The organism is Allobosea sp. GW823-FHT01F03, from assembly GCF_058798075.1.
The window spans coordinates 1,449,308-1,474,565 of record NZ_CM179505.1 but is presented as its reverse complement, the minus strand read 5'-3'; the positions used below and the strand labels follow the sequence as shown (position 1 = coordinate 1,474,565).

Annotated in this window: 24 protein-coding genes and 4 pseudogenes; 19 read left to right on the top strand and 9 right to left on the bottom strand. The window is 62.6% G+C overall.

The genetic code is table 11. The features are described from left to right. The first annotated feature begins 10 nt into the window (after positions 1–10). The 13 genes from AC3RCC_RS06910 to AC3RCC_RS06850 all read left to right on the top strand — a co-directional run bounded on the left by AC3RCC_RS06910 (position 11) and on the right by AC3RCC_RS06850 (position 12,805). Entirely contained in the window at positions 11–547 is a 537-nt protein-coding gene (locus tag AC3RCC_RS06910) for a general stress protein (protein WP_492257986.1), read from the top strand. Between the two features lie 67 nt (positions 548–614). Then, positions 615–1,127: a cupin gene (locus tag AC3RCC_RS06905; protein ID WP_291649129.1), complete on the top strand. Its 513-nt coding sequence runs from the start codon at positions 615–617 to the stop codon at positions 1,125–1,127. A 72-nt stretch (positions 1,128–1,199) separates the two neighbouring features. Next, positions 1,200–1,760, top strand: coding sequence for a type 1 glutamine amidotransferase domain-containing protein (locus AC3RCC_RS06900; RefSeq protein ID WP_291649127.1), 561 nt, complete (start codon positions 1,200–1,202; stop codon positions 1,758–1,760). Positions 1,761–1,956: 196 nt separating this feature from the next. Continuing rightward, positions 1,957–2,946, top strand: coding sequence for a L,D-transpeptidase family protein (locus AC3RCC_RS06895; protein ID WP_291649125.1), 990 nt, complete (start codon positions 1,957–1,959; stop codon positions 2,944–2,946). A gap of 168 nt (positions 2,947–3,114) precedes the next feature. Beyond that, on the top strand, positions 3,115–3,408 hold the full coding sequence (locus AC3RCC_RS06890; RefSeq protein WP_291649123.1) for a SemiSWEET family sugar transporter: 294 nt from the start codon (positions 3,115–3,117) through the stop codon (positions 3,406–3,408). 1,041 nt (positions 3,409–4,449) lie between these two features. Then, positions 4,450–4,695 carry a hypothetical protein gene (locus AC3RCC_RS06885; protein WP_291649121.1) on the top strand — a complete coding sequence of 82 codons (246 nt, stop codon included), beginning with the start codon at positions 4,450–4,452 and terminating at the stop codon, positions 4,693–4,695. A gap of 125 nt (positions 4,696–4,820) precedes the next feature. Beyond that, positions 4,821–5,468, top strand: coding sequence for a cytochrome c oxidase assembly protein (locus AC3RCC_RS06880; RefSeq protein ID WP_291649120.1), 648 nt, complete (start codon positions 4,821–4,823; stop codon positions 5,466–5,468). After that, positions 5,446–6,594 carry a c-type cytochrome gene (locus AC3RCC_RS06875; protein ID WP_291649119.1) on the top strand — a complete coding sequence of 383 codons (1,149 nt, stop codon included), beginning with the start codon at positions 5,446–5,448 and terminating at the stop codon, positions 6,592–6,594. Before AC3RCC_RS06880 ends, AC3RCC_RS06875 begins: the two co-directional genes overlap by 23 nt. Beyond that, positions 6,591–7,574 (top strand): cytochrome c oxidase subunit II, encoded by a 984-nt coding sequence (coxB, locus tag AC3RCC_RS06870; RefSeq protein ID WP_291649117.1) that lies wholly within the window; start codon positions 6,591–6,593, stop codon positions 7,572–7,574. The genes AC3RCC_RS06875 and coxB overlap by 4 nt, the downstream gene beginning before the upstream one ends. Next, positions 7,571–10,123: a cytochrome c oxidase subunit I gene (gene ctaD, locus AC3RCC_RS06865; protein WP_291649115.1), complete on the top strand. Its 2,553-nt coding sequence runs from the start codon at positions 7,571–7,573 to the stop codon at positions 10,121–10,123. Before coxB ends, ctaD begins: the two co-directional genes overlap by 4 nt. Before the next feature lie 35 nt (positions 10,124–10,158). Continuing rightward, positions 10,159–10,452, top strand: coding sequence for a hypothetical protein (locus tag AC3RCC_RS06860; protein WP_291649113.1), 294 nt, complete (start codon positions 10,159–10,161; stop codon positions 10,450–10,452). 569 nt (positions 10,453–11,021) lie between these two features. Next, positions 11,022–11,279: a hypothetical protein gene (locus AC3RCC_RS06855; RefSeq protein WP_291649111.1), complete on the top strand. Its 258-nt coding sequence runs from the start codon at positions 11,022–11,024 to the stop codon at positions 11,277–11,279. Between the two features lie 338 nt (positions 11,280–11,617). After that, the gene (locus tag AC3RCC_RS06850; protein WP_291649109.1) at positions 11,618–12,805 is read left to right on the top strand and encodes a YihY/virulence factor BrkB family protein; all 1,188 of its coding nucleotides are present in this window, start codon (positions 11,618–11,620) and stop codon (positions 12,803–12,805) included. A gap of 28 nt (positions 12,806–12,833) precedes the next feature. Here the strand turns inward: AC3RCC_RS06850 and AC3RCC_RS06845 are convergent, their stop codons facing one another. The 6 genes and pseudogenes from AC3RCC_RS06845 to AC3RCC_RS06820 all read right to left on the bottom strand — a co-directional run. Beyond that, a complete protein-coding gene (locus AC3RCC_RS06845) occupies positions 12,834–13,061 on the bottom strand; it encodes a DUF6894 family protein (protein ID WP_291649107.1) in 228 nt (75 codons plus the stop codon). Positions 13,062–13,103: 42 nt separating this feature from the next. After that, on the bottom strand, positions 13,104–13,841 hold the full coding sequence (locus AC3RCC_RS06840) for a Crp/Fnr family transcriptional regulator (RefSeq protein ID WP_291649105.1): 738 nt from the start codon (positions 13,839–13,841) through the stop codon (positions 13,104–13,106). A 362-nt stretch (positions 13,842–14,203) separates the two neighbouring features. Beyond that, positions 14,204–15,247 carry a sensor histidine kinase gene (locus tag AC3RCC_RS06835; RefSeq protein WP_291649103.1) on the bottom strand — a complete coding sequence of 348 codons (1,044 nt, stop codon included), beginning with the start codon at positions 15,245–15,247 and terminating at the stop codon, positions 14,204–14,206. A 22-nt stretch (positions 15,248–15,269) separates the two neighbouring features. After that, positions 15,270–15,683 carry a response regulator gene (locus AC3RCC_RS06830; protein ID WP_291649246.1) on the bottom strand — a complete coding sequence of 138 codons (414 nt, stop codon included), beginning with the start codon at positions 15,681–15,683 and terminating at the stop codon, positions 15,270–15,272. Positions 15,684–15,709: 26 nt separating this feature from the next. Beyond that, positions 15,710–17,149 (bottom strand): sensor histidine kinase, encoded by a 1,440-nt coding sequence (locus AC3RCC_RS06825; protein ID WP_291649101.1) that lies wholly within the window; start codon positions 17,147–17,149, stop codon positions 15,710–15,712. A gap of 217 nt (positions 17,150–17,366) precedes the next feature. After that, a pseudogene (locus tag AC3RCC_RS06820) lies at positions 17,367–18,026 on the bottom strand (PQQ-dependent sugar dehydrogenase); the annotation flags it as partial. Between the two features lie 51 nt (positions 18,027–18,077). On the opposite strand from AC3RCC_RS06820, the gene AC3RCC_RS06815 reads away from it, so the two are divergent. The 3 genes and pseudogenes from AC3RCC_RS06815 to AC3RCC_RS06805 form a co-directional block, all read left to right on the top strand. Then, entirely contained in the window at positions 18,078–18,392 is a 315-nt protein-coding gene (locus AC3RCC_RS06815) for a transposase (protein ID WP_291649098.1), read from the top strand. Positions 18,393–18,501: 109 nt separating this feature from the next. After that, positions 18,502–19,086, top strand: a pseudogene (locus AC3RCC_RS06810) (IS30 family transposase); the annotation flags it as partial. A 4-nt stretch (positions 19,087–19,090) separates the two neighbouring features. Beyond that, positions 19,091–19,372, top strand: a pseudogene (locus tag AC3RCC_RS06805) (transposase); the annotation flags it as partial. A 307-nt stretch (positions 19,373–19,679) separates the two neighbouring features. Here AC3RCC_RS06805 and ku (AC3RCC_RS06800) read toward each other — a convergent pair. Then, positions 19,680–20,519, bottom strand: coding sequence for a non-homologous end joining protein Ku (gene ku, locus AC3RCC_RS06800; protein ID WP_492257985.1), 840 nt, complete (start codon positions 20,517–20,519; stop codon positions 19,680–19,682). 126 nt (positions 20,520–20,645) lie between these two features. Here ku (AC3RCC_RS06800) and ku (AC3RCC_RS06795) point away from each other — a divergent pair, with 126 nt between their 5' ends. After that, the gene (gene ku, locus AC3RCC_RS06795) at positions 20,646–21,446 is read left to right on the top strand and encodes a non-homologous end joining protein Ku (RefSeq protein WP_492257984.1); all 801 of its coding nucleotides are present in this window, start codon (positions 20,646–20,648) and stop codon (positions 21,444–21,446) included. 54 nt (positions 21,447–21,500) lie between these two features. On the opposite strand, the gene AC3RCC_RS06790 is transcribed toward ku (AC3RCC_RS06795), so the two are convergent. Both AC3RCC_RS06790 and AC3RCC_RS06785 read right to left on the bottom strand, forming a co-directional pair. Then, positions 21,501–22,010, bottom strand: a complete 510-nt coding sequence (locus AC3RCC_RS06790; protein WP_492257983.1) for a hypothetical protein — start codon at positions 22,008–22,010, stop codon at positions 21,501–21,503. Positions 22,011–22,118: 108 nt separating this feature from the next. Beyond that, positions 22,119–23,300 (bottom strand): annotated as a pseudogene (locus tag AC3RCC_RS06785) (IS3 family transposase). Positions 23,301–23,523: 223 nt separating this feature from the next. Here AC3RCC_RS06785 and AC3RCC_RS06780 point away from each other — a divergent pair. Both AC3RCC_RS06780 and AC3RCC_RS06775 read left to right on the top strand, forming a co-directional pair. Further along, on the top strand, positions 23,524–24,072 hold the full coding sequence (locus AC3RCC_RS06780; protein WP_291642695.1) for a CinA family protein: 549 nt from the start codon (positions 23,524–23,526) through the stop codon (positions 24,070–24,072). A 195-nt stretch (positions 24,073–24,267) separates the two neighbouring features. Continuing rightward, positions 24,268–25,025, top strand: a protein-coding gene (locus tag AC3RCC_RS06775) for an IS5 family transposase (RefSeq protein WP_291642693.1) whose coding sequence is annotated in 2 segments (ribosomal slippage) — positions 24,268–24,601 and positions 24,601–25,025 — 759 coding nt in all. Because the reading frame shifts where the segments join, the coding sequence is not laid out codon by codon here. Positions 25,026–25,258 lie beyond the last annotated feature (233 nt).

Genomic DNA, 25,258 nt, shown 5'->3' with positions numbered 1-25,258 from the left:
GAGATTTGAAATGCCCCTCACAATTACCCGATCGTATGAGGACTACGCCACTGCGGCCGCGGTCGTGGAGGAGCTGGGAAATGCTGGCTTCTCGGACAGCGACATTAGCGTCATCGGGCACCGCGAGGATCACGAGGACAGCAATGCCGGGGAAGGTGCAGGCATCGGAGCAGGCGTCGGCGGAGCGGCCGGGCTTCTCGCAGGCCTGGGCATGATTGCCATCCCCGGGATCGGACCAGTCGTGGCGGCAGGATGGCTCGCGGCAACAGCCGCCGGGGCGGCGGCCGGGGCGGCTGCAGGAGGCATCATCGGTGCCATGACAAGCGCCGGCGTCGACGAGCGGGACGCGCACGTCTACGCCGAGAGCGTCCGGCGCGGCGGATCCGTAGTTTCGCTTCGCACTGCTGAGGAGCGAGCGCCAGAAGCGGAGGCGATCATGGATCGCGCGACACCGATCGACATGGCGGTGCGCCGAGCCGACTATGAGCGCGAAGGCTGGACTCAGTTCGATGCCAATGCGACGCCCTATGTCAGGCCAGGTATCTGACCGCGAAAAATGGATTGAAAGCCCTACCCGGCTCCAGCCTGGCAGGGCGCGAATGAAAGGCGAAGCGATGTCGACGCCAACCATTCTGGCGCTGCCTTTCGAAGAGCGGGGCAGCATCCCCAACAACCAGCGCTTCCCAGCACTCGTCTATCGGGCGGCATTCGGGCGCCATATCTCTGATCTCGCGAGCTTGATGGAAGAGCGCTTCGATCATAACGGCTGGCCGCCAGCTTGGCGTAACGGCATCTACGACTTCCACCATTATCACTCCAAAGGCCACGAGGTCCTCGGCATTGCGCACGGCTCGGCCGAGTTGATGATTGGCGGCGCAGGAGGACGAGAACTCCAAGTGTCGGTCGGTGACGTGATCCTGCTCCCCGCCGGCACAGGTCACCGACGGCTGACGGCCACCGCGGACTTGCTGGTTGTCGGCGCCTACCCGCCAGGCCAAAGCGGCGACATTCTGCGCGACGCGCCCACTGCAGAAATCCGAGCCGCTATCAGCAAGCTCGCCAGACCTTTGATGGACCCGGTCTTTGGGCGGGATGGTCCGATGCTCCAGCTGTGGGACGGATTTTGATTGGCGAGCTTTGTGGGAACGCTTCATCGCTTCCTTGGTTGGTCTTCGAACCCAATCAGTGAGGAGCACGCCATGAGCGCCCTGAACGGCAAGGCCATTCTGATTCTCGCAACGAACGGCTTCGAGCAGTCGGAGCTCGAGCTGCCGCAGACGAGATTGAAGGAAGCGGGAGCGGACGTGCACGTCGCCTCGCTGGAGCCCGGAGGGATCAAGGGCTGGGACAACAAGAACTGGGGGCGCGCCGTGAATGTCGACAAGACCCTGGACGAGGTCGACGTCGCCTCCTACGACGCTCTCGTTCTTCCTGGCGGCCAGATGAATCCGGATACGTTGCGCGGCGACGAAAACGCTCTCGCGTTGATCAAGGCCTTTTTTGATCAGGGCAAGGTCGTTGCGGCCGTTTGCCATGCGCCGTGGCTATTGATCGATACGGGAATCGCAAAGGCTCGAAAGGTGACGTCCTATAAGACGATCAAGCAGGATCTCATCAACGCCGGCGCCCAATGGGAAGATGCCGCGGTGGTAACCGACAACGGCGTGATAACCTCGCGCATGCCTGATGATCTGCCAGCCTTCATCGCCAAGATCATCGAGGAGCTTCAGGAAGGGAAGCACAGTCGTCGGGCAGCCTGACGACTTCTGGGGATGACCGCTTTGAACCGCCATCGCGGTCATTACCCCTGCCTCTCCCCCGGATGCGCGAGCTCGGCTCGGCAGCAGCTGCCGATCGGATTCTGAAATCTCGCTAGCTCCAGCAATGAGTAGGAGGGAACTGTCAGCTGCGGCGCAGCGTTAGCGACAGATATTTTCGCAGCAACGGTCCCTTCTTATGCGCATCCTCAATACTCTAAAACGCCAAGCGGCCTGGATGTACTGCCTGGCGCTTGCGATCGGAAGTGCCGAAGCCCTTACCTTGGATGAGATCAACAAGGCCGGGCCTCCCGTTCCAGGACGGAGCAAGGTGACCCGACCCACATCATCGATTGTGAAAGCGCAGGTGCTGTTGGCGCGCCAAGGCATCTCACCTGGCGAGATCGACGGCATCGATGGCGAGAATTATCGGAAAGCGGTCGCGAACTTCCGAAGCCGTGCGAATCTCGGCAGTGGCGACGTTATCGACGCTGCAACATGGCAGGCTCTGCTTGAAGCAAGCAGCAGCGACATCATCACCGAATACAGCATCACCAAGGAGGATGCACGGTACAGCTACGTCAGACGAATACCGCACGATTACGCCCGTCAGGCCCGTATGAAGCGACTTGCCTACAAAAAGCCGGTCGAAATGTTCGCCGAACGATTTCACATGAGCGAGAAGCTATTTATCGCGCTTAGCCCGGACGCACGCCTTCGGCGCCGCGGCGAAACCCTTTATGTTGTTGCGTCCGACCGCACACGACCGACCGATGAAGTCACGCTGATCCAGGCTGATAAGACCCGCGGCACGCTGAGTGCTCTGGATGCTACTGGAAAGGTCATAGCTAGCTACCCGGCGACCATAGGCAGCGAAGATACGCCATCGCCGGAAGGCGAGCATCAGGTGGTTCGCGTGGTGAAGAACCCCACATACCATTACGATCCGGGCAAAAATTTCCAGCAGGGGAAGAACAAGCGCCGGCTGGTTTTGCCAAAGGGACCCAACAACCCCGTTGGAACGATCTGGATCGAACTCTCGAAGCCCACTTTCGGCATTCATGGCACCCCCGAGCCGTCGCGGATCAGCAAGGCATCTTCCCATGGCTGCATCCGGCTGACGAATTGGGATGCCGAGGAATTGGCGCAGATGGTCAAGCCCAGGACGCTCGTTCGGTTCGTGGAGTGATCGGCTGCGCGCTACGAACTCGTCCTGCATGTGGCGTCAATGATGAGCGCCTCATGCCTTACGAAACTCGTTGGTGCGATGAACTACCCAACGACGGAACCGTAGATTAGGTCGGTCGTTCTCCGCGTGAGGCCAGCACGGCCGCCGATTTACTGGGGGAGCTTGTCCGTGAACTGGATCACTGTCGCTGGCGCGCTAGCCGCCATGTGCTCAATGATCAGTTTCGTTCCACAAGCCTGGCGCATCGTCAGGAGCAGAGATACCAGCTCGATTTCTCCAACGACGTATGGCTTCACCGTTTCAGGCTTCTTGCTCTGGACCATGTATGGAGTTGGGCTCGGAGAGTGGCCCCTGATCCTCACAAACAGTGTCTGCTTCCTGCTCGCCTTGTTCATCCTGGCCATGACGCTTCTACCACAGGAGAAAAAGGACGCGGTTGCCGACAAGATTGATCCAACTTGACTCGATGCCTCGGCCTCCCCAGCCTAGGGAGGGCGGAGATATGTGGCATGTTGCGGCGCGTTATTTCATCCGACGTTCGTGGCGCCTGGATTAGGGCGGCTATCGTGGTGGGGTTGGGGACCCTGATTGCTCTCCCACTCGTCTGAGCCCGTTCAGGCGGGAGGCATTGTTCCGCTTAGAGCGCGGCTATGCCTCTCTCGCCCGCCAGCTCTCGCCGTTCAGGAGCTCGATCAGCCATTGCCGCGTTCCGACTTCGGAGCCTCTGACGGTCCGATAGGTCGGCACTTTCAGAAGGAGCGCGCCACCGCATCTTCGAAACGAGGCAAGGACCATACCTCCATCCCCAAACTCGACCAGGCATTCTCCTTCGGCCAGACCGTCGTCGGCAACGATGACACGGGCGCCAGGGAAGGCGTGACTGTGAGGAAATGAGAACCGCACCCTCGGCCTCTTAGCGCGCCACAGCTTGTAACCGGATCGTACCTCAGCGGCTATCCCGCCATCGTGCACCTGGAAGCGGATCGTGCCGGCAAAACCTCGGTTTGGACAGTGGCCGTTTCGCAGTATTTTTGAGCTGCTGCGCGGAAGCGTTCCCAAGCGGGTGTGGACGCAATTGGCGAAACGCACGGCTCGGGCAACGAACACGCCGCATCGGTTGAAAGTAGGGAGTCTGGATCGACGCGTGCGGATCGGCAAAGAGCCCTAGCGATCGCTCGGACGCGGGATTCGTCCATGGCAGTGTCTCCCACGCGAGACTCAAACCCGCAACCCAGTTGCCATGAACCTCCGCGGCTCACTCGGCCAGCGGACAAGGCTCCTGTCGTCGGCACGCGGAGAACGCGTCGCGGTGTCTGATGTTCCCTGCCCCTTGATGCGTCAGAACAGGCAGCACTTCGTCAGAACCGCCGTCAGAAGCAACGCCGATAGTCGACGAGCCAGTGTGCGTGCTGCCTAGAGCATCGTGTGGAACAATCGTGCAGCCCAACGGTCTCCCTATCGGTTGCGACGGCTAAACGCGCGGCCTGATCGAGGTGTGGTGCAATGAGCAATGCAAACGACAGCGACATCAAGCAGGCGACCGCCCGCGCCGAGAGGCAGAGCGAGTTTCCCGGCGGTTCAGTGGTGGCACCCATGCGCGCCGACGACCATTCCAGCGAAGACCCTGCTGTGGCGACGCCCGTTGAAAGCCGGCAAGGCTTCCTCGGCAGACCCGTTTTGGCTGTTCTGATCGGGGGACTTCTGTTGGCCGGGCTGGCCTGGGTGATCCTTCACTACGCGGTCCGGTAGGAATGATAATCGCCGCGCCAAGGCTGTGCGCCACCGCGTAGTAGGGAGTCGGCCGGCGCCCTCTTTGAGCGATTGGCGGGGAACCCAGACCGCATCCACCGGTTGTCATACCGGGGGGAGAGCGCTTGCATCACGTCCATCGGCCAAGCTCGAGCACCGTTCCGGTCCTGGCCGGGGCGTCTGCATTGCTCGTCGCCGGAGGGGTGACGCTGCCACTGGTCGAACCCGGTCCGCTATCCGTGCAGATGATGCTGCATCTCGGGTTGATGAACATCGTCGCCCCCGTCATCGCAGTCCTGCTCCGCCATCGCTTCGACGCCAGCACCTCGATCCTTCCCGCAGGCCTTGCGCAAATAGTTGCCCTTTGGGCGTGGCACGCCCCGATGATTCAGCAGCTGGCGGCGAGTTCGGGGCTCGCGCAATTCGCTCTCATCGCAGCGCTGGGCGCCACAGCCATCTGGTTCTGGTCGGCCGTGATCGCGGCTGCCGATTGGCGAGCCCTCGCCGCCTTGCTGCTGACAGGCAAGCTTGCCTGCCTGCTGGGGGCACTGATGGTTTTTGCCCCGCGCGATCTCTACGAACTGCCGGGGCTTGCCCTCTCGCTTTGCGCGACCGGGCCCTCGACGATCGCCGACCAGCACCTCGCCGGCCTGCTGATGATCACCGCCTGTCCGCTGAGTTATCTCGTCACGGGCGTGGCGCTCGCTGCCAGGCTGCTTGGTCGCCTCGACGACAATCCCAGATCCGACGATGCAACCGCTCGCGCACGCTAGGCGGACAGCGGCGTGGCTTCTTGCGGCGCCGTCCCGCGTTTTGGTCGCGGCCATTTCGGCCCTGGTGTTGGTATTGGCCGGTGCCGTGCTGTTCGCCTGGAGCGGCGTCTACAATGTCGCGGCGAGCACCGGCCATTTCCGCGTCGTCGACCACTTCCTGCGCTTCGGCATGGAGAATTCGGTTCGGGCGCGCGCTCCTTCGACAAGCCTTCCGCCCGGTATCGACGAGAGCCTTGTGCGCCTGGGCGCCGGTCATTTCCATGCCGGCTGCGCCTACTGCCATGGCTCACCGGGGACGCCGATCAGTCCGGTCGCCGCGAGCATGCTGCCGCCGCCACCGATTCTCACCGAAAGGGTCGGCCGTTGGAGCGACGGAGAGCTTTTCTGGATCGTCAAGCACGGGCTGAAATATGCCGGCATGCCGGGCTTTCCCTCGCTGCACCGCGACGACGAGATCTGGGCCGTCATCGCCTTCCTGCGCCGCTTGCCGAGCCTGGACCGCCCTGGCTATCGCGCCCTCGCGCTCGGCGAGGTGGAACCCGAGCCGCAGCGCGGCATGGACGTCGCCACGGGGCAGAGCGAGCCGGATGCGATCGGCGCCTGTGCCCGTTGCCACGGCGCGCGGCAGGGACCGCCGAGCCGGCTTGTGCCGATCCTGCACGGTCAACCCGCCGCCATGCTCGAAAACGCTCTGCGCGCCTATGCCAAGGGCGAGCGCGACAGCGGCGTGATGCAGACAGCAGCCATCGGCCTGCCGGACAGCACGGTCAGGCACCTCGCGGCCTACTACGCCTCATTGCCCCGCCCGCCAGCCAGCATCGAGACAAGCGATCAAGCCGCGGCGGCACGCGGTGAGGCGATTGCGCGCGACGGCGTCCCCTCGCATGGCGTGCCGTCCTGCCTCGGCTGCCACGGGCAAAGCGCTGCTCCCGGCTACCCCCACCTCGCCGGCCAACCGGCGCGTTACCTCGAAGGGCAGCTTGCGGTCTGGCGAAAGGGTCTCAACGATCGCAGTGCAACGGGCCGGATCATGGCGCCGATCGCGCGCCGGCTCAGCGAGGCGCAGTCGCGTGATCTGGCAGCCTATTTCGCAAGCCTCGCTGCGCCCCGCGAGGCCCCCCGATGACAGTGCGCGGACGCAGACTGGCGGCGATCCTCATCCTGGCCGCCCTCCCCGGCTGGGCGCCGCAGTCAGCCCTCTCTCCTGCCGGCGATGAGGCCGAGCGCATCGCTTTGCTGAGCTGGATCCTGTTCGTGGGGGCAACGGCGATCCTGCTGATCGTGATCGCCGCCCTGGCGCTAGCGATCCGTGGTGCGGAGCCCGTGCGGCGTGTCATCGGCAGCGAAGGCGCGATCAGATGGGGCGGCATCGTCTTTCCATCGGTCGTGCTGACCCTGTTGCTCGGCTACGGCCTCTGGCTGATGCGCGAGACCATAGCGGCGCAGACGACGCCGGCGCTTCGTATCGCGGTGACCGGCGAACAATGGTGGTGGCGCGTCCACTATCAGCGCGACGGCGCCGCGCCCGTTCGCGAGGCGAACGAGATCAGGATTCCGGTCGGCCGCGAGATCGATTTCGCGCTGCGCTCCAACGATGTGATCCATTCCTTCTGGGTGCCGAGCCTCGGCGGCAAGCTCGACATGATCCCCGGCCGGACCAACACGCTTCGCCTGAAAGCCGAGCGGCCCGGCATCTATCGCGGCCAATGCGCCGAATACTGCGGCGGACCGCATGCACTGATGGCCCTGGAGATCGTCGCCGTGCCAGAGGCCGAATTTCAGGCATGGCTGGCTGCTGCTGATGCTCGAAACGAACCGGCCGAACCCAAGGTCGCTGCGGGAGAAAAGCTCTTCCTCTCGACCGGCTGCGGAGCCTGCCATGCGGTTCGCGGCACCCAGGCCGCAGGCATGGTCGGCCCCGATCTCAGCCGGGTCGGCGGCCGGCGCTTCCTCGCCGCCGCGACCCTGCGCAACACCGCCGAGAACCTTGCAGGCTTCATGACCGATCCGCAGGTCGCGAAGCCGGGTGCGCTGATGCCGCCGTTCGCGATCTTCACGAGCGAGGAGATGGACGCCTTGACCGCCTACCTCGGAAGCCTGCGATGAGTGCCGGCCCGCAAATGGGCCCGGCAACCGCGGCCGAGCTGCCCTCGACCTTGCCGCGGCCGGAGGGCGAGCTCGAAAGATTGGAAGCGGTCTGGAAGGGGCCGCGCGGCTGGCGCATCGTCAGCGAAGTCAACAACACCATAATCGGCTACTTCTACATCGCCGCCGCGTTCCTGTTCTTTCTGCTCGCCGGCGTGCTCGGTCTGCTCATCCGCCTCCAGCTCGCGGCGCCCGGGAACGACTTCCTCTCTCAGGAGACCTACAACCAGATTTTCACCATGCACGGCACGGTGATGATGTTCCTGTTCGCCGTACCTGCCGTCGAGGCAGTCGGCATCCTGCTGCTGCCGCAAATGCTCGGCGCCCGCGATCTGCCGTTTCCGCGGCTCGGCGCCTTCGCCTTCTGGGCCTATTTCGTCGGCGGGTCGGTGTTCTTCTGCACGCTGTTCTTCGGGGTCGCTCCCTCGGGCGGCTGGTTCATGTACCCGCCGCTGACCGGAGCCCGCTTCTCACCCGGCGTCGGCGCCGATTGGTGGCTGTTGGGAATCGGCTTTATCGAAATCTCGGCCATAGCGGGCGCGATCGAGATCATCGTCGGCGTGCTGCGTACTCGTGCTCCCGGCATGACGCTCGCACGCATGCCGATCTTTGCCTGGACCATGCTGATTTTCGCCGGGATGATCGTCTTCGCCTTCCCGGCGGTGATCCTGGCGACGATTCTGCTCGAACTCGAGCGCGCCTTCGACTGGCCCTTCTTCATCGCCGAGCGCGGCGGCGATCCCCTGCTCTGGCAACACTTGTTCTGGTTCTTCGGCCATCCGGAGGTCTACATCATCTTCCTGCCGGCGGCCGGCATGGTCTCGATGATCGTCCCGACCATGGCCGGCACGCCACTGGTCGGTTACCGGCTGATCGTGGTGGCGCTGATCGCCGTCGGCTTCTTCTCCTTCGGCCTTTGGGTCCACCACATGTTCACCACGGGCATCCCGGCCCGCTCGCTCGGTTTCTTCTCGGCGGCGAGCATGGCAGTCGCGATCCCGAGCGGCATCCAGGTCTTCGCCTGGATCGCGACGATCGCCGCCGGACGTCTCAGGCTGACCGTGGCGTCGCTCTTCGTGATCGGCTTCCTTCTGATCTTCACGCTGGGAGGACTGACCGGGGTCATGGTCGCGATGGTCCCGTTCGATCGCCAGGCGCACGACACCTATTTCGTCGTCGCCCATCTCCACTATGTGCTGTTCGGCGGCATGGTCTTCCCGCTCTTTGCCGCGATCTACTACTGGACGCCGGCCTTCAGTACCCGGCCGCTGTCCGAACGGCTCGGCCGCTGGGCTTTCGGCCTGATATTCGCGGGATTCAATATCGCCTTCCTGCCGATGCACCTGACCGGGCTGATCGGCATGCCGCGGCGCGTCTACACCTATCCGGCCGGGATGGGCTGGGACGGGCTGAACCTGGTCTCGACGATAGGCGCCTTCATCCTCGCCACCGGCATCCTCGTCTTCCTGATCGACGTCATCAGCAACATGCGCCTGACGGGCGAGCGCGGGGCTGGCGACATCTGGCGTGCGGGCACGCTCGAATGGCTACCGAACCACGCCTATGCCACGCGCAGCATACCGCGCGTCCGCGGTCGAGAGCCGCTCTGGCAGCAGCCCGACCTCGCAGGACATGTGGAGGCCGGCGCATACTACCTGCCGGGAACGGCGACCGGCGCGCGCGAGACGATCGTGACCTCGCCGATCGAGGCTGAGCCGCAATACGTCATGCGCCTCAGCCGCCCCGGCTACGCGCATCTATGCGCCGCATTGTTCACCGCCGCCTTCTTCCTGCTGCTGACCGTCAAGGCCGTGATGCTCGCAGCGACCTGCGGCGTTCTCGCCGTGGCGTCGATCCTGGTCTGGATGTGGAACAGTGATCCGCCGTCGGCGGGGAATGTCGATATCGGCGGCGGCATCATGCTCCCGACCTATGCGTCGGGGCCGATCTCACACAGCTGGTGGGCGACGATCATCCTGCTGCTGGTCGCCGCGGCGCTCTATCTCTCCTACCTGTTCGGCTACCTCTACCTCTGGACGGTCGGTCCCGAGGGATGGCCCCGGCAAACCGACCTGCCATCGGCAGTCAGCGCATGGGTGTCCCTGGCGACCCTGGGCGCCAGCGGAGCGCTTCTTGCCGGCACCCGTTTCGTCCTTGGTCGTGATGTACCCCGCCCCGGTCTCGTAGCCAGTCTTCTCATCGCCGGGGGAGCGGCGCTTGCCGGCGCGCTCTTCATCGATGTCGCCAGCCATTGGCGTAGCGGCCTTCGCCCGCAATCCAGCGGCTATACCGCGATGGTCTACGCGAATGCCGCCCTGCAGGCGCAGATGGCAGCAGCCGTCCTCGTCACGGCCCTGTTCACCGTCGCACGCCTTCTCGCCCACCGGCTCGACCGCAACCGGCGGGCGGTCTTCGATGTCCTGATGCTCCTCTGGCTCTACACGCTCGGCCAGGCAGCTTTCGGGCTCCTGCTGACCCATGGCTTCCCGCGGCTGGTTGCGCAGACATGAGCAACACCGCCCCCTTGCGCCGGGCCGGCTTTGCCTTGACCGGGCCGGTCATCTGGGCCGCCCATTTTCTCGCGGTCTATGCCTCGGAATCGCTGGCCTGCCGCTGGAGTGAGCCGGCGGCCCATGATGCGATCGTTGCCGGTTCGACCTTCTTCGCGATTGCCGCGATCCTGTTGCACGCCCACAGAACCGTCCGAAATACCGACACGAGCGGAAGCTGCGAGGCCGAACGGTTCATACGGTTGACGGCGCTTGCACTCGACGGTCTGAGCCTTATCGGCGTCTGCTGGGCCGGCCTCGCAGCGCTGCTGCTCGACGCCTGCCGATGACCGCCGGCCCGGCGGCGCGCTGAAGGTCACTTTGGTCAACTGTGCGCGCTTGCTCGGCCAGCAGTTTCACCGTCCTTGCATTCCATCCAGCAGCCGCAAATAGCGGGCGCACACAGGTCGTCGTACTTTCCGAGCTGCGTGGCAGGAAGCTCAGCTCGCGACAGTGAGAAGCACCAATCCGGTCGGAGACATGTGTTCAGCGGCAAACGACGTTCTGCCCTCTCATCGTGCAGGTACTGACAGGACGATGTTCATCGGGCGGCGGATCATAGGTTCCTGCTCCGACCGGCACATAGCTGTGCCCATCGCTTTGCATAGGATCCACGCCCGGAGCCCCTGCTAATGCCCGCACATCCCGCCAACAGCAGGCAGCACATCACGGTGGACAGCTTCTTCATGCTTCGCCCCCAATTCCGCGTGATCTTGCCGTGCGCACGGGATGTCACCGCCCGTTGAACGAGCCGCATTTCGGACACCAGCGTGAGCCTTTGCCGCGTCGTCCGTTGCCGACCTAGGAACCGTCAGAGCGATAGCGGGTTAGGAGGGCAGCCAAGGAAGGAGCCGAGCAAATGGCGGACGGACCCGAAAGTGTCGACGGAACCGACATGGAGCAGATCAAGATCGTTTTGAACACGCTCTATCTATGCATCGCCTTCGCAATGACACATATCGCAAAACATGAAGGGGCCCAGGCAGCCGTCGATTTTAAGGCCAAGCTGCTTTCGGCCCTCAAAAGCGGCGACCTCAACATGGCGTTGATGGAAGAAACGAAGTCTTTTGACTTCGTCATCGAGAAGATCGAGGCGCTCGGCGAGCCAGAAGCGTAGCGTCTTCCGGATCCAAGCACTGCCACAGTTGTCGTACCGGCGTAGTCCGATCTTGGCCACGACTGCCGAACAATCGCATTTTTCCAGCCTGCTATCTCTCTCCTCGCCCGATCCGATCGCGTCCCATTGCAGTAGAGCGGCAGCATCCTTGGCGGCGGCTCAGTCCAACTTCAGCGACGACCACCGCCAGTCCGCGTCCTGGACGACTTCGCGCACGGGGTGAGAGACCGCAGGCCCGCCTTTGCCAGCGGTTGGAACGAGTGTCGCCACGCGCGATCTGCTCGGTGGGAACCCATCGGTTCTCCCGCTGTTGGGAATGAAGCAGCGCAGGAGCAAGCATGGCCGCTCAGATTGATCTCACCTCACTCTGGCAAGGTGCTTTCAAGCGGCATCGGCGTAACGCCCACTCCATTGCGTCGATCAGGCGGAAGCGCTCGACCAATCCAGTGCCGGCGGATCGCGATAGAGGTTCAACCAGCGTGATGGCTGCCCTGGCTGGCTCGCTCGGCCTGCTGCTCGCATTTCTCCTGGCGACGGGTGTTGGAGCCCGAAGCGCACGCGATCGGCATTATGACGGTAAGGCGGTCTCGCGAAGCGACCAGGGAAACCAAGCGTCCGCTCCCACCGAAATACCTTTCCCAGGCTGGAAGGAGATTTTTCGGCGCACTTACTTCGAAGTCGGGCGCGACCGCGTCCTGGCTGTCGCTGCTGGCGTGACCTTCTATGGCCTCTTGGCACTTTTCCCGGCACTGACGGCTTTCGTGTCGCTCTATGGCCTCGCGGCCGATCCCGGAACCATCGCCGGCCACTTCGCCCTGTTGGATGGCTTCCTGCCGGCGGGCGCTCTCGACTTCCTCCGCGATGAGGTTGCTCGAATTCGCGGCAGCGGCGGCGCAACGCTTGGCGTGGCATTCTTCATCAGTCTCGCCGTTGCGATCTGGAGCGCCAATGCCGGCGTGAAGGCCTTGTTCGACGCACTGAACGTGGCCTATGGCGAAGATGAGAAGCGAGGCTTCTTCAAGCTCAATGCAATCTCGCTCGCCTTCACCGTCGGAATCCTGCTGTTCCTCCTGACGGCCCTGGGAGCGATCGCGGTGATTCCCGTGGTTCTCGACTATCTCTATCTCGGCACCTTCAGCGAATGGCTGATCTCGGTCGGGCGCTGGCCGGTGCTATTCATTGTCCTCATGGCCGCTCTCGCCATCCTCTATCGGCTTGGCCCGAGCCGCGACGATGCTCAATGGCGCTGGGTCAGCCCAGGCGCCCTCTTCGCCGCAATTTCCTGGATCGCGGGCTCGATCGCATTTTCCTGGTACGTCGCCAATTTCGCCGACTACAACAAGACTTACGGCACGATCGGCGCGGTGATCGGCTTGCTGACGTGGATCTGGCTCTCCGCGACAATCCTGCTGATTGGAGCGGAATTGAACTCCGAGGCCGAGCGGCAGACAGATCGAGACACGACGAAGGGGCCGGCAATGCCTATCGGCCTGCGCGGGGCCGACGCCGCAGACCGAAAGGACTGAGCGACACGGTTGTCGAGTGGGCGGCGCCCTAATGCCCATCCAGGTTCAGGGTCACCGAATACACTTCCGCGCCGGCTGAGTTTTTCACGGTGACCGCTAGTTCCATATGATCTCCGTTCGGGAGCTTTTCGAGGTTCAACCCGGATAGGAGTTCCTTGGCGGCGTTCTTCGCGGCCTGATCGTCGGGCAGGTCAGTGCCCTCGTCGTCCAGCTCGACATGTCCGCCGTCTCGGGTGTGGAAGAAGTACTTGGGCATGTTTGTGAAATGCGATTCACAGCCCGGTGTTCCGACGCCATCTCAAATTTTGGAGCTGCGTCGAAGGTGCAGATAGTCGGGATCGAATTCAGCCAGTTCGCACAGGCCATTCCAGTCGAGAATGGTCAGTCGGCTTGAACGGACCCGAACCAGCCCAGCCTGCCGGATTTCGCGCAGTTTCTTGTTCATGTGGACGGTGGACAGTCCGAGCGCGTCGGCAATTTCTGACTGTGTGAGAGGCAGCTCGCATGTGACGCCGTCAGATAGTCCAATCGCGGTCATCTTGGTGATGAACTCGCAAAATAGATGAGCGATACGGCTCGGGGCAGAACGTCGGCCAATCCCGACCATCCACTCGCGATAGATGGAGGCCTCAACAAGGGTCTCGCGCCAGAATGCTTCGGCGATCCGGTAATAGGAACGCGTCAAGGCCTTGACCGCCTCATGCGGGATGAAGCCGACGGTCGCCGGAGTTAACGTTCCCAGATTGTGATCCATCTGCTCGACGAGCAGAGAATGAATATCCGGAATGTCGCCTGGAAGGTGCAGAGACAGGATCTGGCGCTGTCCGTCGCCGACAATCTTGTAGCGGCAGACTAGGCCTTCCGAGACGAGGCAGCACTGCTTGGTGCGCTCACCTTCGCTGACGATGTCCTGGCCGCCCTCGAAACGCTTCAGGGTCAACGGCAGGCGATGCAGCTGTTCGCGCTCTTCTAACGGAAGGGGGGAGCTGGTCTCGAGCTTCCGAACCAGTCCTTGCAGATATTGTTCTTTATCCATCGGCCCTCTTCGGAATGAGGTTCTGGGTCGTGCGGATCCAATCCATCGCTTTCCTCTTTGCCCGCCAGGACGCCTAGGTTCCCGTTCCTGCACGCCCTATCAGACGCGGATCCCAAGCGCTTGTTGCGCAGTGAGGCCGGGCGCAACCGACAGTTAACCATCGTCGGCAGCATTTGAACTAAATCGGAACGATCGCCCTCACTGCGAATTGCTAAGCGACCAGCGAGGGACTGTTCGATGCGGTACGGCGTTTCAGTTGAATTCTGGCTCTTCCTTGCCCTGGTCCTCAATCTCGCGCTCTCTCTGGCGATAAATCTCTGAATGGGGCACGCGAGCTCCGTTAGCGGAGGTCGGCACCGTCGCTAGCTTGCCATCTCGTCGAACGTGATCGAAGCCAGCGTACCGATCGGCCGATCGTGATACTCGAGCTGCGCACCCAGGCTCTTCGACATTGCAGCGATGATCTTGCTGCCGAGACCACTCCCTTTCGCCGTCCCGTTGCCGTTCCAGCCGATGCCATCGTCACTAACGCTCAGGGTAACCTGATTGGGCGGAGTTCGGGACAGACTAACGCGAACTTCGCCCTCGCCAACGGGATAGGCATACTTCAAAGCGTTTGTGACGAGCTCGGTCGCGATCATGCCCACGGACACGGCGCGATCGGTCTTGATCGAGACCGGCTCGGCGTGAAGTTTGATCGTAGGCGTCCGGCCTGAAGCCGTGATGGAATTGCCCAACTCGCCGACCAGCGTTTCCAGATAGGCGGCGAGATCGACCTGCTGAACATCCGTCGATGTGTAGAGGCTGCGATGCAGGTTCGCGATCGCGGTTATCCGCGCCTGCGTTTCCGCCAGAGCGGCCTTGGCACCGGGATCGACCACGGCCGACGCTTGCATCCGAACGAGCGAGCCGACGAGCGCCAGACTGTTGGCCACGCGATGATTGACCTCCGCAAGAAGCATCTCTGCCCGATCCTTTGCCTGCCGGACCTGGCGCTCCGCTTCTTCCTTTGCCCGCATCAGCCGGGCGCGCTCGACCGACTGCTCCAGTGCAGCAACGAGCAGAACTTCGAAATCATCTCCGACCGTTTTCACGACATAGTCGACGGCCCCCGCCTTCAGCGCCTGGACGGCGATGGAGAGTTCCGTCGAGGCAGTGACGTAAACGACCGGTGGGCTTTGCTCTCGTACCCGGAGCGCTTCGAGAACGGCGACACCGGAACTCGTTCCGAGGTCATGATCGAGGATCACGACATCGACATCGCCATCAGCAATACGGGCGAGCCCGGATTCTGCGGTCGTGACGTGCTCGACCTCGTAACCGCGGCGGCCGAGGATGCGCTGGACGAGCCGCCCGAGTGCGGCATCGTCGTCGATATAGACAGCCTGGATTATGCGGTTGGGCATTACCGCGTCTTCGCCGACTGCATCATTCGGTTTCCGGGACCTGCATCACCGAGAAGAACAGTCCCAGCTGCCGGATGGCGTTCGCGAACCCGTCATAGTCGACCGGCTTGGTGATGTAGACATTGGCGCCAAGATCGTAGCAGCGCTGGATCTCGCGGCTGTCGTCAGTCGTCGTCAGGACGATAACCGGCGAGCGCTTGGTATGCGGATTCGCCTTGACCCTCTCCAGGATGTCGACGCCGGCCATGTCCGGCAGGTTGAGGTCGAGCAGGATCAGCAACTGCCTCCCCGAGCTGGCCTCGCCCGTACCGTCCTCGCCGAGCAGGAAACTCAGCGCGTCGGTGCCGTTCCTGAACGGGATGATATCGTTGTTGACCCCCGCGCGGCGGATATTCTTCTCGATGAGACGAGCATGACCTTCGTCATCCTCGATCATCACGATCGAAACCGGCTTCCCGTTGCTCACGTCGTGGAACTCCGCTGAACCGCGCCGAGGTCGGGCGGCAATAGAATGGTGAAGGTGGTGCCGACGTCCAGCTCGGAGCTGACGGTGATATCGCCACCGAGGTTGCGAACGATCGTCCGGACATGTGCGAGACCGATGCCCTCGCCCGGCATATCCTGCGTCCCTGATCGTCGAAAAAGCTCAAAAATCCGTTCGTGATCGGCAGGCGAAATACCTCTGCCGTTGTCTTCGATCTCGACAACCACCCAGCCCGACTTCTCACGTTTGCCGCGCATGACCACCTTGAGCGGTCGCCTCGATGACCGATACTTGATGGCATTGTCGAGCAGGTTTCCGAGCACCTGCTCCATGGAAAGACGATCGGTGCGGATCTTGAGCGGCTGGCACTCGACAATTACGCCACCACCGCTCTCGGAACTCTCGGTCGCCTGGTGATGTACGGCCGCTGCCGCGGCTTCCAGCGTCGCTGGTAGATCGATCGCCTCGGCACGCAGGACGCGCTTGCCTTCCCTCGATATCTTCAGGATCGCGTTGATCAGCCCATCCATCTTGCGCGTCGAGGAGCGAATGAAGCTGATCGCTTCCGGAAGATCGACGTTGACCGCAGTGCTGGCCTCCTCCAGCGCCGCCGGGGCCGCCGACGAACCGGCCTCGAAATACGCCTTGATCGGAGCTGCTGTCGCTTCGAGTTCGCTCGTAAAGCCCATGATGTTCACGAGTGGCGCTCGCAGATCGTGGGTCACGATATAGGCGAAGCGCTGGATCTCTTCATTGGCCCTGGTGAGAGCCTCGGTCCGCTGCTGGACCCGCTGTTCGAGCCCGAGATTGAGGGCGGCGACCTCGTTTCGGGCGGCACTGATCTCGCGCGTGTAGTGTGCAATCGTCCAGAACGCCGCTGCAGCCAAAAGGATGAGGGCAACCGCGCCGGCCGCGATGGTCCAGCGCAATCGAGCCGACGCCGCCTCCTGCCCTGCAATGGCGTGCTGCAATCGTTGCTCCGATTGCGAGACAATTGCACTGAGTCCGGCGCGTGCCTCGTCCATCAGATTACGGCCAGGTCCTTGCCGAACCGCAGCGATTGCCTCCTCCCAGCCGCCCCGTTCAGCCAGGGTGACGACCTGGGCAAGTTCCGCCAGCTTGCTGCGCAACGCACCCTCGAGACGGTTGAACTCTGCCCGCGTAACGTCAGTGGCGCCGGCCGTTTCCTTCAAACGCTGGAGGGTCGTGTCGAACCTGGAGACTGCGTTCGTATAGGGACCAAGATAGGCAACGTCGCGCGAAAGCAGATAGCCGCGCTGGCCGGTCTCGGCATCCTGGGCAAGCGAAAGCAGGTCGGCGGCTGCACTTCGGATCTCGCGCGCCGCGACCACCTCGTCGAACTGGCGCTCCGAAATCCGGGTGAGCCAGAAGGACGCGAAGACAATCGCGAGCAGCACCAGCGCCCCTCCTGCAAGCAGGATGAGGTTGGATCTTAGAAACTGCGATTGAGAGATAGGCATCGACAAAACCCAGCGGCCAAGGGTGCATGGCGATGCCCTGAGAAACGCGCAATAGCAAATGACAGGGTTTCGCGATTTATCGCGCGGCCCCTTTCATCGAGGTCGTGTTTGCCCGCCTTCGGAGTGATCGAGGTCTCGCCGGACGGCGTGATAGTCAAGTCGGGGGCACGGTTAGACGCCAAATGACATTTCCAACATCATCGGCGACGAGCAGGCCATTGCGGCGATCCACGATTACGCCGACGGGACGCCCCCGAGCCTGCCCCTTGTCGTTCAGAAAGCCGGTCAGGACAGGGATTGGCATGCCCGAAGGCTTGCCATTGGCGAACGGGACGAAGATCACGCGATAGCCAACTGGATTCTTGCGGTTCCAGGAACCGTGCTGGCCAATAAAGGCACCCCCCAGATACCTCGGCCCGAGCCCCTCGCTCTTGACCAATGTCATTCCGAGCGATGCCGTATGCGACCCGAGGGCGTAATCAGGCTTGATCGCCTTGGCGACGAGATCCGGCTTTTGCGGCTCGACGCGCTTATCGACGATCTGGCCAAAATAGCTATAGGGCCAGCCATAGAAGCCGCCGGGTTTGACCGACGTCATGTAGTCGGGAACAAGGTCGTCGCCGATCTCATCGCGCTCGTTGACCGCGACCCAAAGCTCCTTGGTGACTGGGTTCCAGTCGATGCCGACCGGGTTACGTAAGCCGCTAGCGAAGACTTGCGTCGCGCCCGTCGTCGTATCGATCTCCAGGACGGCCGCCCTGCGTTCCTCCTCCGTCATGCCGTTCTCCCCGACATTGGAATTCGAACCGACCTGGAGTTGACCCGGTTTTGTGGACACCCTTGAAGTCATTTTCTGGAGTGTCCCATGCCGCGTTTTCGAAGCGCCTACCCGCCGGAGTTCCGGCGGCAACTGGTCGAGTTGGTCCGATCAGGACGAACGCCTGAAGAGCTGTCGCGCGAGTTCGAGCCGACAGCACAATCCATCATGAACTGGTTCCGTCAGGCCGAGCGCGATGCCGGCAAGCGAACCGACGGCCCCACATCGGCCGAGCGAGAGGAGTTGATCCGGCTCCGCCGCGAGAACCAGCGCCTGCGTCAGGAGCGCGATATCCTGTCAAAGGCGGCGGCCTGGTTCGCGCGGGAGAGCAAGGCGAACCCGAACGGGTTTTCCGGTTCATGAGCGCGCATCAGGCCATCTTCCCGATCAAGACCATGGCCCGCGTCTTCAAGGTCTCCGCGTCAGGCTATTACGCCTGGCGTGGCAGGCCCGCATCGGCGCGGGCGACGCCATCATGATCAGTGAACGACCACCGGCGGTCGAAGACCGGGCGATACCGGGGCATTGGGAAGGTGATCTCATCCTGGGCCTGCACAGCTCGGCGATCGGCACGCTCGTCGAACGCAGCTCGCGCTTCACGATGCTGCTGCACCTGCCGCGCCAAGAGGGATATCAGCGGGGACAGAGGGTCAAGAACGGCCCGCCACTGGCCGGACACGGTGCTGAAGCTGTTCGCACGGCGATCGTCCAGTCCATGAGCGAACTGCCGGCGACGCTTCGTCAATCGCTGACCTGGGACCAGGGAGCCGAGATGGCTCAGCATGCACGGCTCCGCATCGAGAGCGGGCTGGAAGTCTACTTCTGCGATCCGCAAAGCCCGTGGCAGCGCGGCTCAAACGAAAACACCAACGGCCTTTTGCGCCAATACTTCCCGAAAGGCACCGATCTCAGCCGGCACTCAACCGGGGAGCTGGCTGCCGTCGCTTACGCGATGAACACGCGGCCTCGCAAAACGCTCGGATGGAAAACACCGATCGAAATGCTCAATCAGTTCCTCGCTCAGCAGTATGATGCCGGTGTTGCGACGACCGGTTGAATCCGCCCAATATACCTCGCTGGCGTTCGGCAATCGCTGCAAGGACGCCGGCGTCAGGCCCTCGACCGGCTCGGTCGGCGATGCCTACGACAATGCCATGTGCGAGAGCTTCTTCGCGACGCTCGAATGCGAACTGCTCGACCGAAACCGCTTTCGCTCGCACAGCGAGGCGCGGATGGCCGTCTTCCACTTCATCGAAGGCTTCTACAACCCGTCACGCCGCCATTCGGCGCTGGGATACCTCTCGCCCATCGAATACGAAAGGAAGCACCACGAACTGACCTGACCCGCTATAGCCGTGAACAGTCCACGGAAACGGGTCAACTCCAGCTCGACTGAGGCTCCGGCAGCGTGGGATTTGGCCCGTACCCTGCCTCCTCAGGCAGCTCCCGATTGCCGCAACCTGCGAACAACAGAGCCGTAACGGCCACGCCGGCCAAACGAGACTGCCGCACCATGGGAAGACCTCTTCGAGGACGTTAGGGAAGCCCGCCCTGAAGCCTGAACGTCAGTTTCGGTGATTTGTTCGATTGGCTGCGCTCACCCCACTGGCCGGTCGCCACGCTCGGTGATCGGAGCGCGATGCAAGGACGCTAGCTCGCCTTCTTCAGTCTGGTTGCGCTCTTCACAGGACGGCTTCTCCTTGGCGCCTCGGTGGTAGCACCGACGCTCGCACGCAGCGCGTCCATAAGGTCGACCACCTTAGGCGCCTTAGCCTTCTGGAGGACCTTCACAGGCTTACCGGCGAGCTTCGCCTTCACCATCTCCGCCACCGCCGCTTCGTACCGATCATCGAACTTCGACGGATCGAACTCGCCCTTCTTGGTCTCGATGATGTGCTTGGCGAGCTCGAGCATTTCCTTCTGAATCTTGAGCTTGGGAATTTCGTCGAAGGCCTCGGCCGCGGACCGAACCTCGTAGTCGAAGTTCAGGGTGTGGGCGACGAGACCAAGCCCCTGGGCCCGGATCATCAGAGCGCGATAGCGCCGGAATAGCACGGCATGCGCGAGCGCGCCGACCTTACTCGCCCGCAGCGCTTCACGGATCACGGCGAAGGCATCCTCTCCGATCTTGCCGGAGGGGGCGAGATAGTAGGGCTTGTCGAAGAAGACTGTGTCAATCTCGCTGCAGGGGATGAAGGAGGAGACAGCCAGGAGCTTCTTGCTATCGGGAACCGCATTCGCGATCTCGTCTGGCTCGACTTCGACATAGCGGTCGGTGTCGATCTCGAAGCCCTTGATTTGATCTTCCCGCTCGACTGGCTTCTCGGTGACCGGATCGATGAACTCTCGGCGAACGCGGTGGCCGGTATCGCGATTAACCGTATGGAACGAGATGCGTTCGGAGGTGCTCGCACCGGTGTAGAGCGCGACAGGGCAACTGATTTCCCCAAACTTCAGATAGCCCTTCCAGTTCGCTCGCGCCGCGACCATGACACGCAACTCCACATCGCAACCCAAGCGATTCAATCCGCAGCAACTCGCATGGTTCCCGACCACGGGAACTCTATTGGTCCAACTGCATTGACTCGGCAGTTTCGTGTCCGGAGTTGCGTCGCCATGCCCGCCCGCACCTATTGGAAGGGCTATCTCAAGCTCTCGCTCGTGACCTGCCCTGTCGCCATGAGCCCGGCCACATCCGAGAGCGAGAAGGTGCGCTTTCACACCTTGAACAGGCAGACCGGCAATCGCGTTGTCAGCCGCTATGTCGATGCGGACAGCGGCAAGCCGGTCGAGCCCGATGACCAGGCCAAGGGCTATGAGGCCGAGGCCGGTCGGCTCGTTATCGTTGAGGACGAGGAGCTCGAAGCGGTTAGGCTCGATACCGTCCGCACGATCGATATCGACGCCTTCGTCCCACGCGACTCCATTCCCTGGATCTATTTCGACAGCCCGCACTACCTCGTCCCCGATGACGAGGTGGGAGAAGAGGCCTTCTCCGTCATCCGCGACGCCATGGCAGCGACGAAGATGGTCGGAATCTCGCGGGTCGTGCTCTACCGGCGCGAGCGGGCGGTGATGCTGGAGCCCCGGGATCAGGGCATCGTGCTCTGGACGCTGCGATATGGCGACGAAGTCCGCGACGAGAAGAATTACTTCAGCGGGATCGCCAAGGAGAAGGCGGCACCGGAGCTGTTGTCGCTCGCGCAAAAATTTATCGCGACCAAGACGCAGGACTGGTCACCGGACTTGGTCAAGGATCCGGTTCAAGAGCACCTGCTGAAGCTGATCGCGTCGAAGAAGCGCAAGGGCTCGCGCAAATCCGCCGGCTCCGGCGAGAAAGACCGGCCCGCCAACGTCGTTAATCTCTTCGACGCTTTGAAAAAGAGCCTGCAAGCCGACAACTCGCTGAAGGGCTAAGGTTGCTCCCGATGCGTGCCCAACCGAAACAGGCCCAAGCGGGCGACAAGGTCGCTAGCGTCCCCGTTCCGATCCCGCTCGAACTCTATCGCGAGGCCTGCCAGGACGAAGACGGCAACACCGCAGCACGCCCATGAGCATCTGGAACGGGAAATGGGGGAGCAGTTTGCGCCGGGGCTCTAAGAGCTCGATGAGCGCATCCAAAAATCGCATGCGGTTGGCGGCCCCTTTCTGTTCGTCGAGGGCATCTACACGGATGGCGATGTCGTTACATTGAATTTCCGAGCCACGGGCCGAAAGGGCTCGGCATGGCAATCCTGGATCTATGACTACCAATGCGTTCTGGCACCCCAGTGGCCGCGCCAGCCGCAATTCAAGCCCCAGGCGATCCAAAAGCCAACGCTGGTGGGCACCGTCATCCGAACAGTCGAGCATGATGGTGCGCCGGCGGGCGCCAGCTATTCCTTCTACGCCGTGAAGCACGACTTTGCCGATGCGCGGAAGACGGCCCCCTTGCCCGAGGCCGTCATTGCCATGCTCGCCGGCGAGGAGATGCGTCTCCATCACCAGCTCTGGCACGCGGCACGGGATGAGTGGGATAATCTCGGCGACGATCAGAAGGCGTGGCTACGCGAGCATGGTCCGCCCCCGCCGAGAGGTCCGGGTTTAATGTTAGTGTGCGGTTGGCCTCGGGGCCAGCGCGGGCGGCGTAGCTGGTCTGGATAGCGCAGCCGCCCGCGCGGTCATGGCGGGCACGAAGACTTCCGGAGCCGGTGGCTTGTAGCCGAGCGAGCCGTGCGGGCGCACCGTGTTGAAGTGGCGCCGCCAGCTTTCGATGACGATCTTCGCTTCAGCGAGGGTATAGAAGATCTCGCCGTCGAGAAGCTCGTCGCGGAGCCTGGCATTGAACGACTCGATGAAGCCGTTCTCCCAGGGACTGCCGGGCGCTATGTAGGCAGTCTTGGCGCCAACCGCGCCGATCCAGGCCTGCACGGCCTTGGCGACGAATTCGGGGCCGTTGTCTGAACGAATATGCTCTGGCACGCCGCGCAGGATGAACAGGTCCGAGAGCACGTCGATGACGTCGATCGCCTTCAGCTTTCGGTCGATGCGGATCGCGAGGCATTCATGCGTGAACTCGTCGATGATGTTGAGCATGCGATACTTTCTCCCGTCATGGGTGCGGTCCTCGACAAAGTCGTAGGACCAGACATGGTTCGGGCGCTCGGCGCGCAGGCGGATGCAGGATCCGTCCGCGAGCCAGAGACGGCCGCGTTTGGGTTGTCGGGCTGGAACCTTCAGCCCCTCGCGTCGCCAGATCCGCTCGACCCGTTTGTCGTTGACGACCCAGCCCGCCGTCGAACGCAGCAGCGCGGCGATCTTGCGATAGCCGTAGCGGCCGTAGCAGCGGGCCAGTTCGACGAGGTCGGCGATGAGTTGCTCCTCATCGTCGCGTCCGCGCGGGGATCCGGCGCTGGGTCGAGCGATGCTGCCCGAGCACGCGGCAGACCCGCCGCTCCGACACTTTGAGAGCGAGCCGAACGTGGTCGATGCAGACACGGCGACGCGCGGGGCTTACCAGTTTCCCGACGCGGCTTCCTTCAGGATCAGCTTGTCGAGCGTCAGGTCAGCGACGGCGCGGCGGAGCCGGGCGTTCTCGGCCTCCAGCTCCTTCATCCGCCTGACCTGATCCGTCTTCAGCCCACCGAACTCCCGGCGCCAGCGGTAATAGCTAACCTCCGTCACGCCAATCGAGCGGATCGCGTCGGCAACGGATTGCCCCTGCGAGACCAGCACATCGACCTGCCGCAGCTTCGCGACGATCTCTTCGGGCTTGTGGCGCTTCTTCGGCATGGCGGTCCTCCTGTCTGCCAAAAGACATACTTCAGGGTGGACCAATTCAACGGGGGTGGATCACTTTCAAAGGTCGAAGGTGCTCGAGAGGAACTCATGGATCTTGAAGAACTCGATGAGGAGAAGCTCGCGCAAATCCGCGAAGATTATGAAATGCGAGCTAAGCACGCTCGAGCTAAACCCAGTTGCAGCGTGCCAGGTTTGACCTGAAGGCGTGGCTGATATGGACAGCTCCATTCACTGGTACTCACGGTTCATCGACGATCCGCCGGGTTCGTCGATGCCGGATCTTACCAAGCTCGCCGAGCAGCTTGTTTCGCGTCTTTCTGACAGTAGCCGTACCATAGCCGTCGCTGAATCCTGCAGCGCGGGTGCTCTGGCTAACAGCCTGGCGCAGCCCGAGAGAGCTGGCGACGTCCTCTTTGGCGGATTCGTAACCTATATGGTAGCCGCCAAAATCAGTGCGCTCGGAATTCCGCCGACGCTCATCGAAGAATATTCCGCAGTTTCGCGCCCCGTCGCTCGAGCAATGGCGGAAGGAACATTAGAGCACGCTCCAGTAGATTTCGCTCTTGCTTTGACCGGTGTGACCGGCTTCGTTGAAGACAACCGCGGAAACCCGCGTGGCCGCATCTTTGTAGCTGCTGCAACTAAATGCGGCCGAAGGCTGGACTGTCATTGCGAATTCGGGCCACTCCCCCCGGCCGTTTTGCTCGACGCGGCCCTCCGAACTGCGATCAGCCTCGGTCTGGAGCTTTTTAAACCGGCGTGACGGTCGGCGATGTTGCTAGCGGTGCTTGGAGGGCAAACATGGATTTCAACGTCACCAACCCCGCGCCGGACCGCTGGATTCTCACCGATCTCCTTGGGCGGTGTGCGGGTCGCATCGAGCGATTAGGGTTCGGACCCATAAAATGATTGGCGTCGTGGGCTCGGTGTGATTCACGGCTTCCGGGAGGAAGCACGGATGAACCGGGATCGTTTCTGGCTCACGGACGCGCAATTCGCACGGATCGAGCGGCATCTACCGACGGATACGCGTGGCAAGCCGCGTGTTGACGACCGCCGCGTGATCAGCGGCATCGTCCATGTTCTGAAGTCCGGTGGTCGGTGGATCGATGCGCCGCCTGACTACGGGCCGCGCAAGACGCTCTACAACCGCTACGTCCGCTGGGCCGCCAAAGGCGTCTGGTTCGATCTCTTCCATGCTCTGGCGAGCGCCGGTGGTCCGCCGGCCCAGGTGCTCATTGACTCCTCCGCCGTGAAGGCACACCGCTCAGCCTCAGGTGGAACAGGGGGGAACGCAACCAGGCCATCGGCCGCTCGCGCGGCGGGCGAACGACCAAAATCCACGCGCTGACCGATCGAGACTGCCGACCCATCGCCTTCCTGCTCACCGGCGGCCAGGTCGCTGATTGCACGGCCGGATCAGCCTTGCTGAAGCAGATGCCGCCAGCGCGCATCCTTCATGGCGACAAGGGCTACGACAGCAACGCCATCCGCCGACAGGTCGAGGAGAACGGCACGATGCCCAACATCCCGCCCAAAGTGAACCGGCGCTGGAAGAACTGCTTCTCGCCGGAGCTCTATCGCGACCGCAACGCTATCGAGCGTATGTTCTGCCGCCTCAAGGACTTCCGCCGTGTCGCAACCCGATACGACCGAAACGCCGTCAACTTCCTCGCCGCCGTCTGCATCGCAGCGATCGTCAGCTACTGGTTATGAGTCTGGGCCCTAGGTCCCGGCCAAGTTCGAATAGTGCCGACCGAACGCGTTTCCTATCTTCTAGGGGACATGGTCGCGCAAACATTCGAGAATCTCGATCATGCGCTGCGCGCGATCGAGATCGTCAGCCGCGGTTCATGCCGGTTGAAGCCATAGTGTGCCGGGGCATCGCGGCTCAAAGAACCAAGCGCCCACCAGATTGCCGGGAACATCTTCCCACAAGCTCCGTTCCC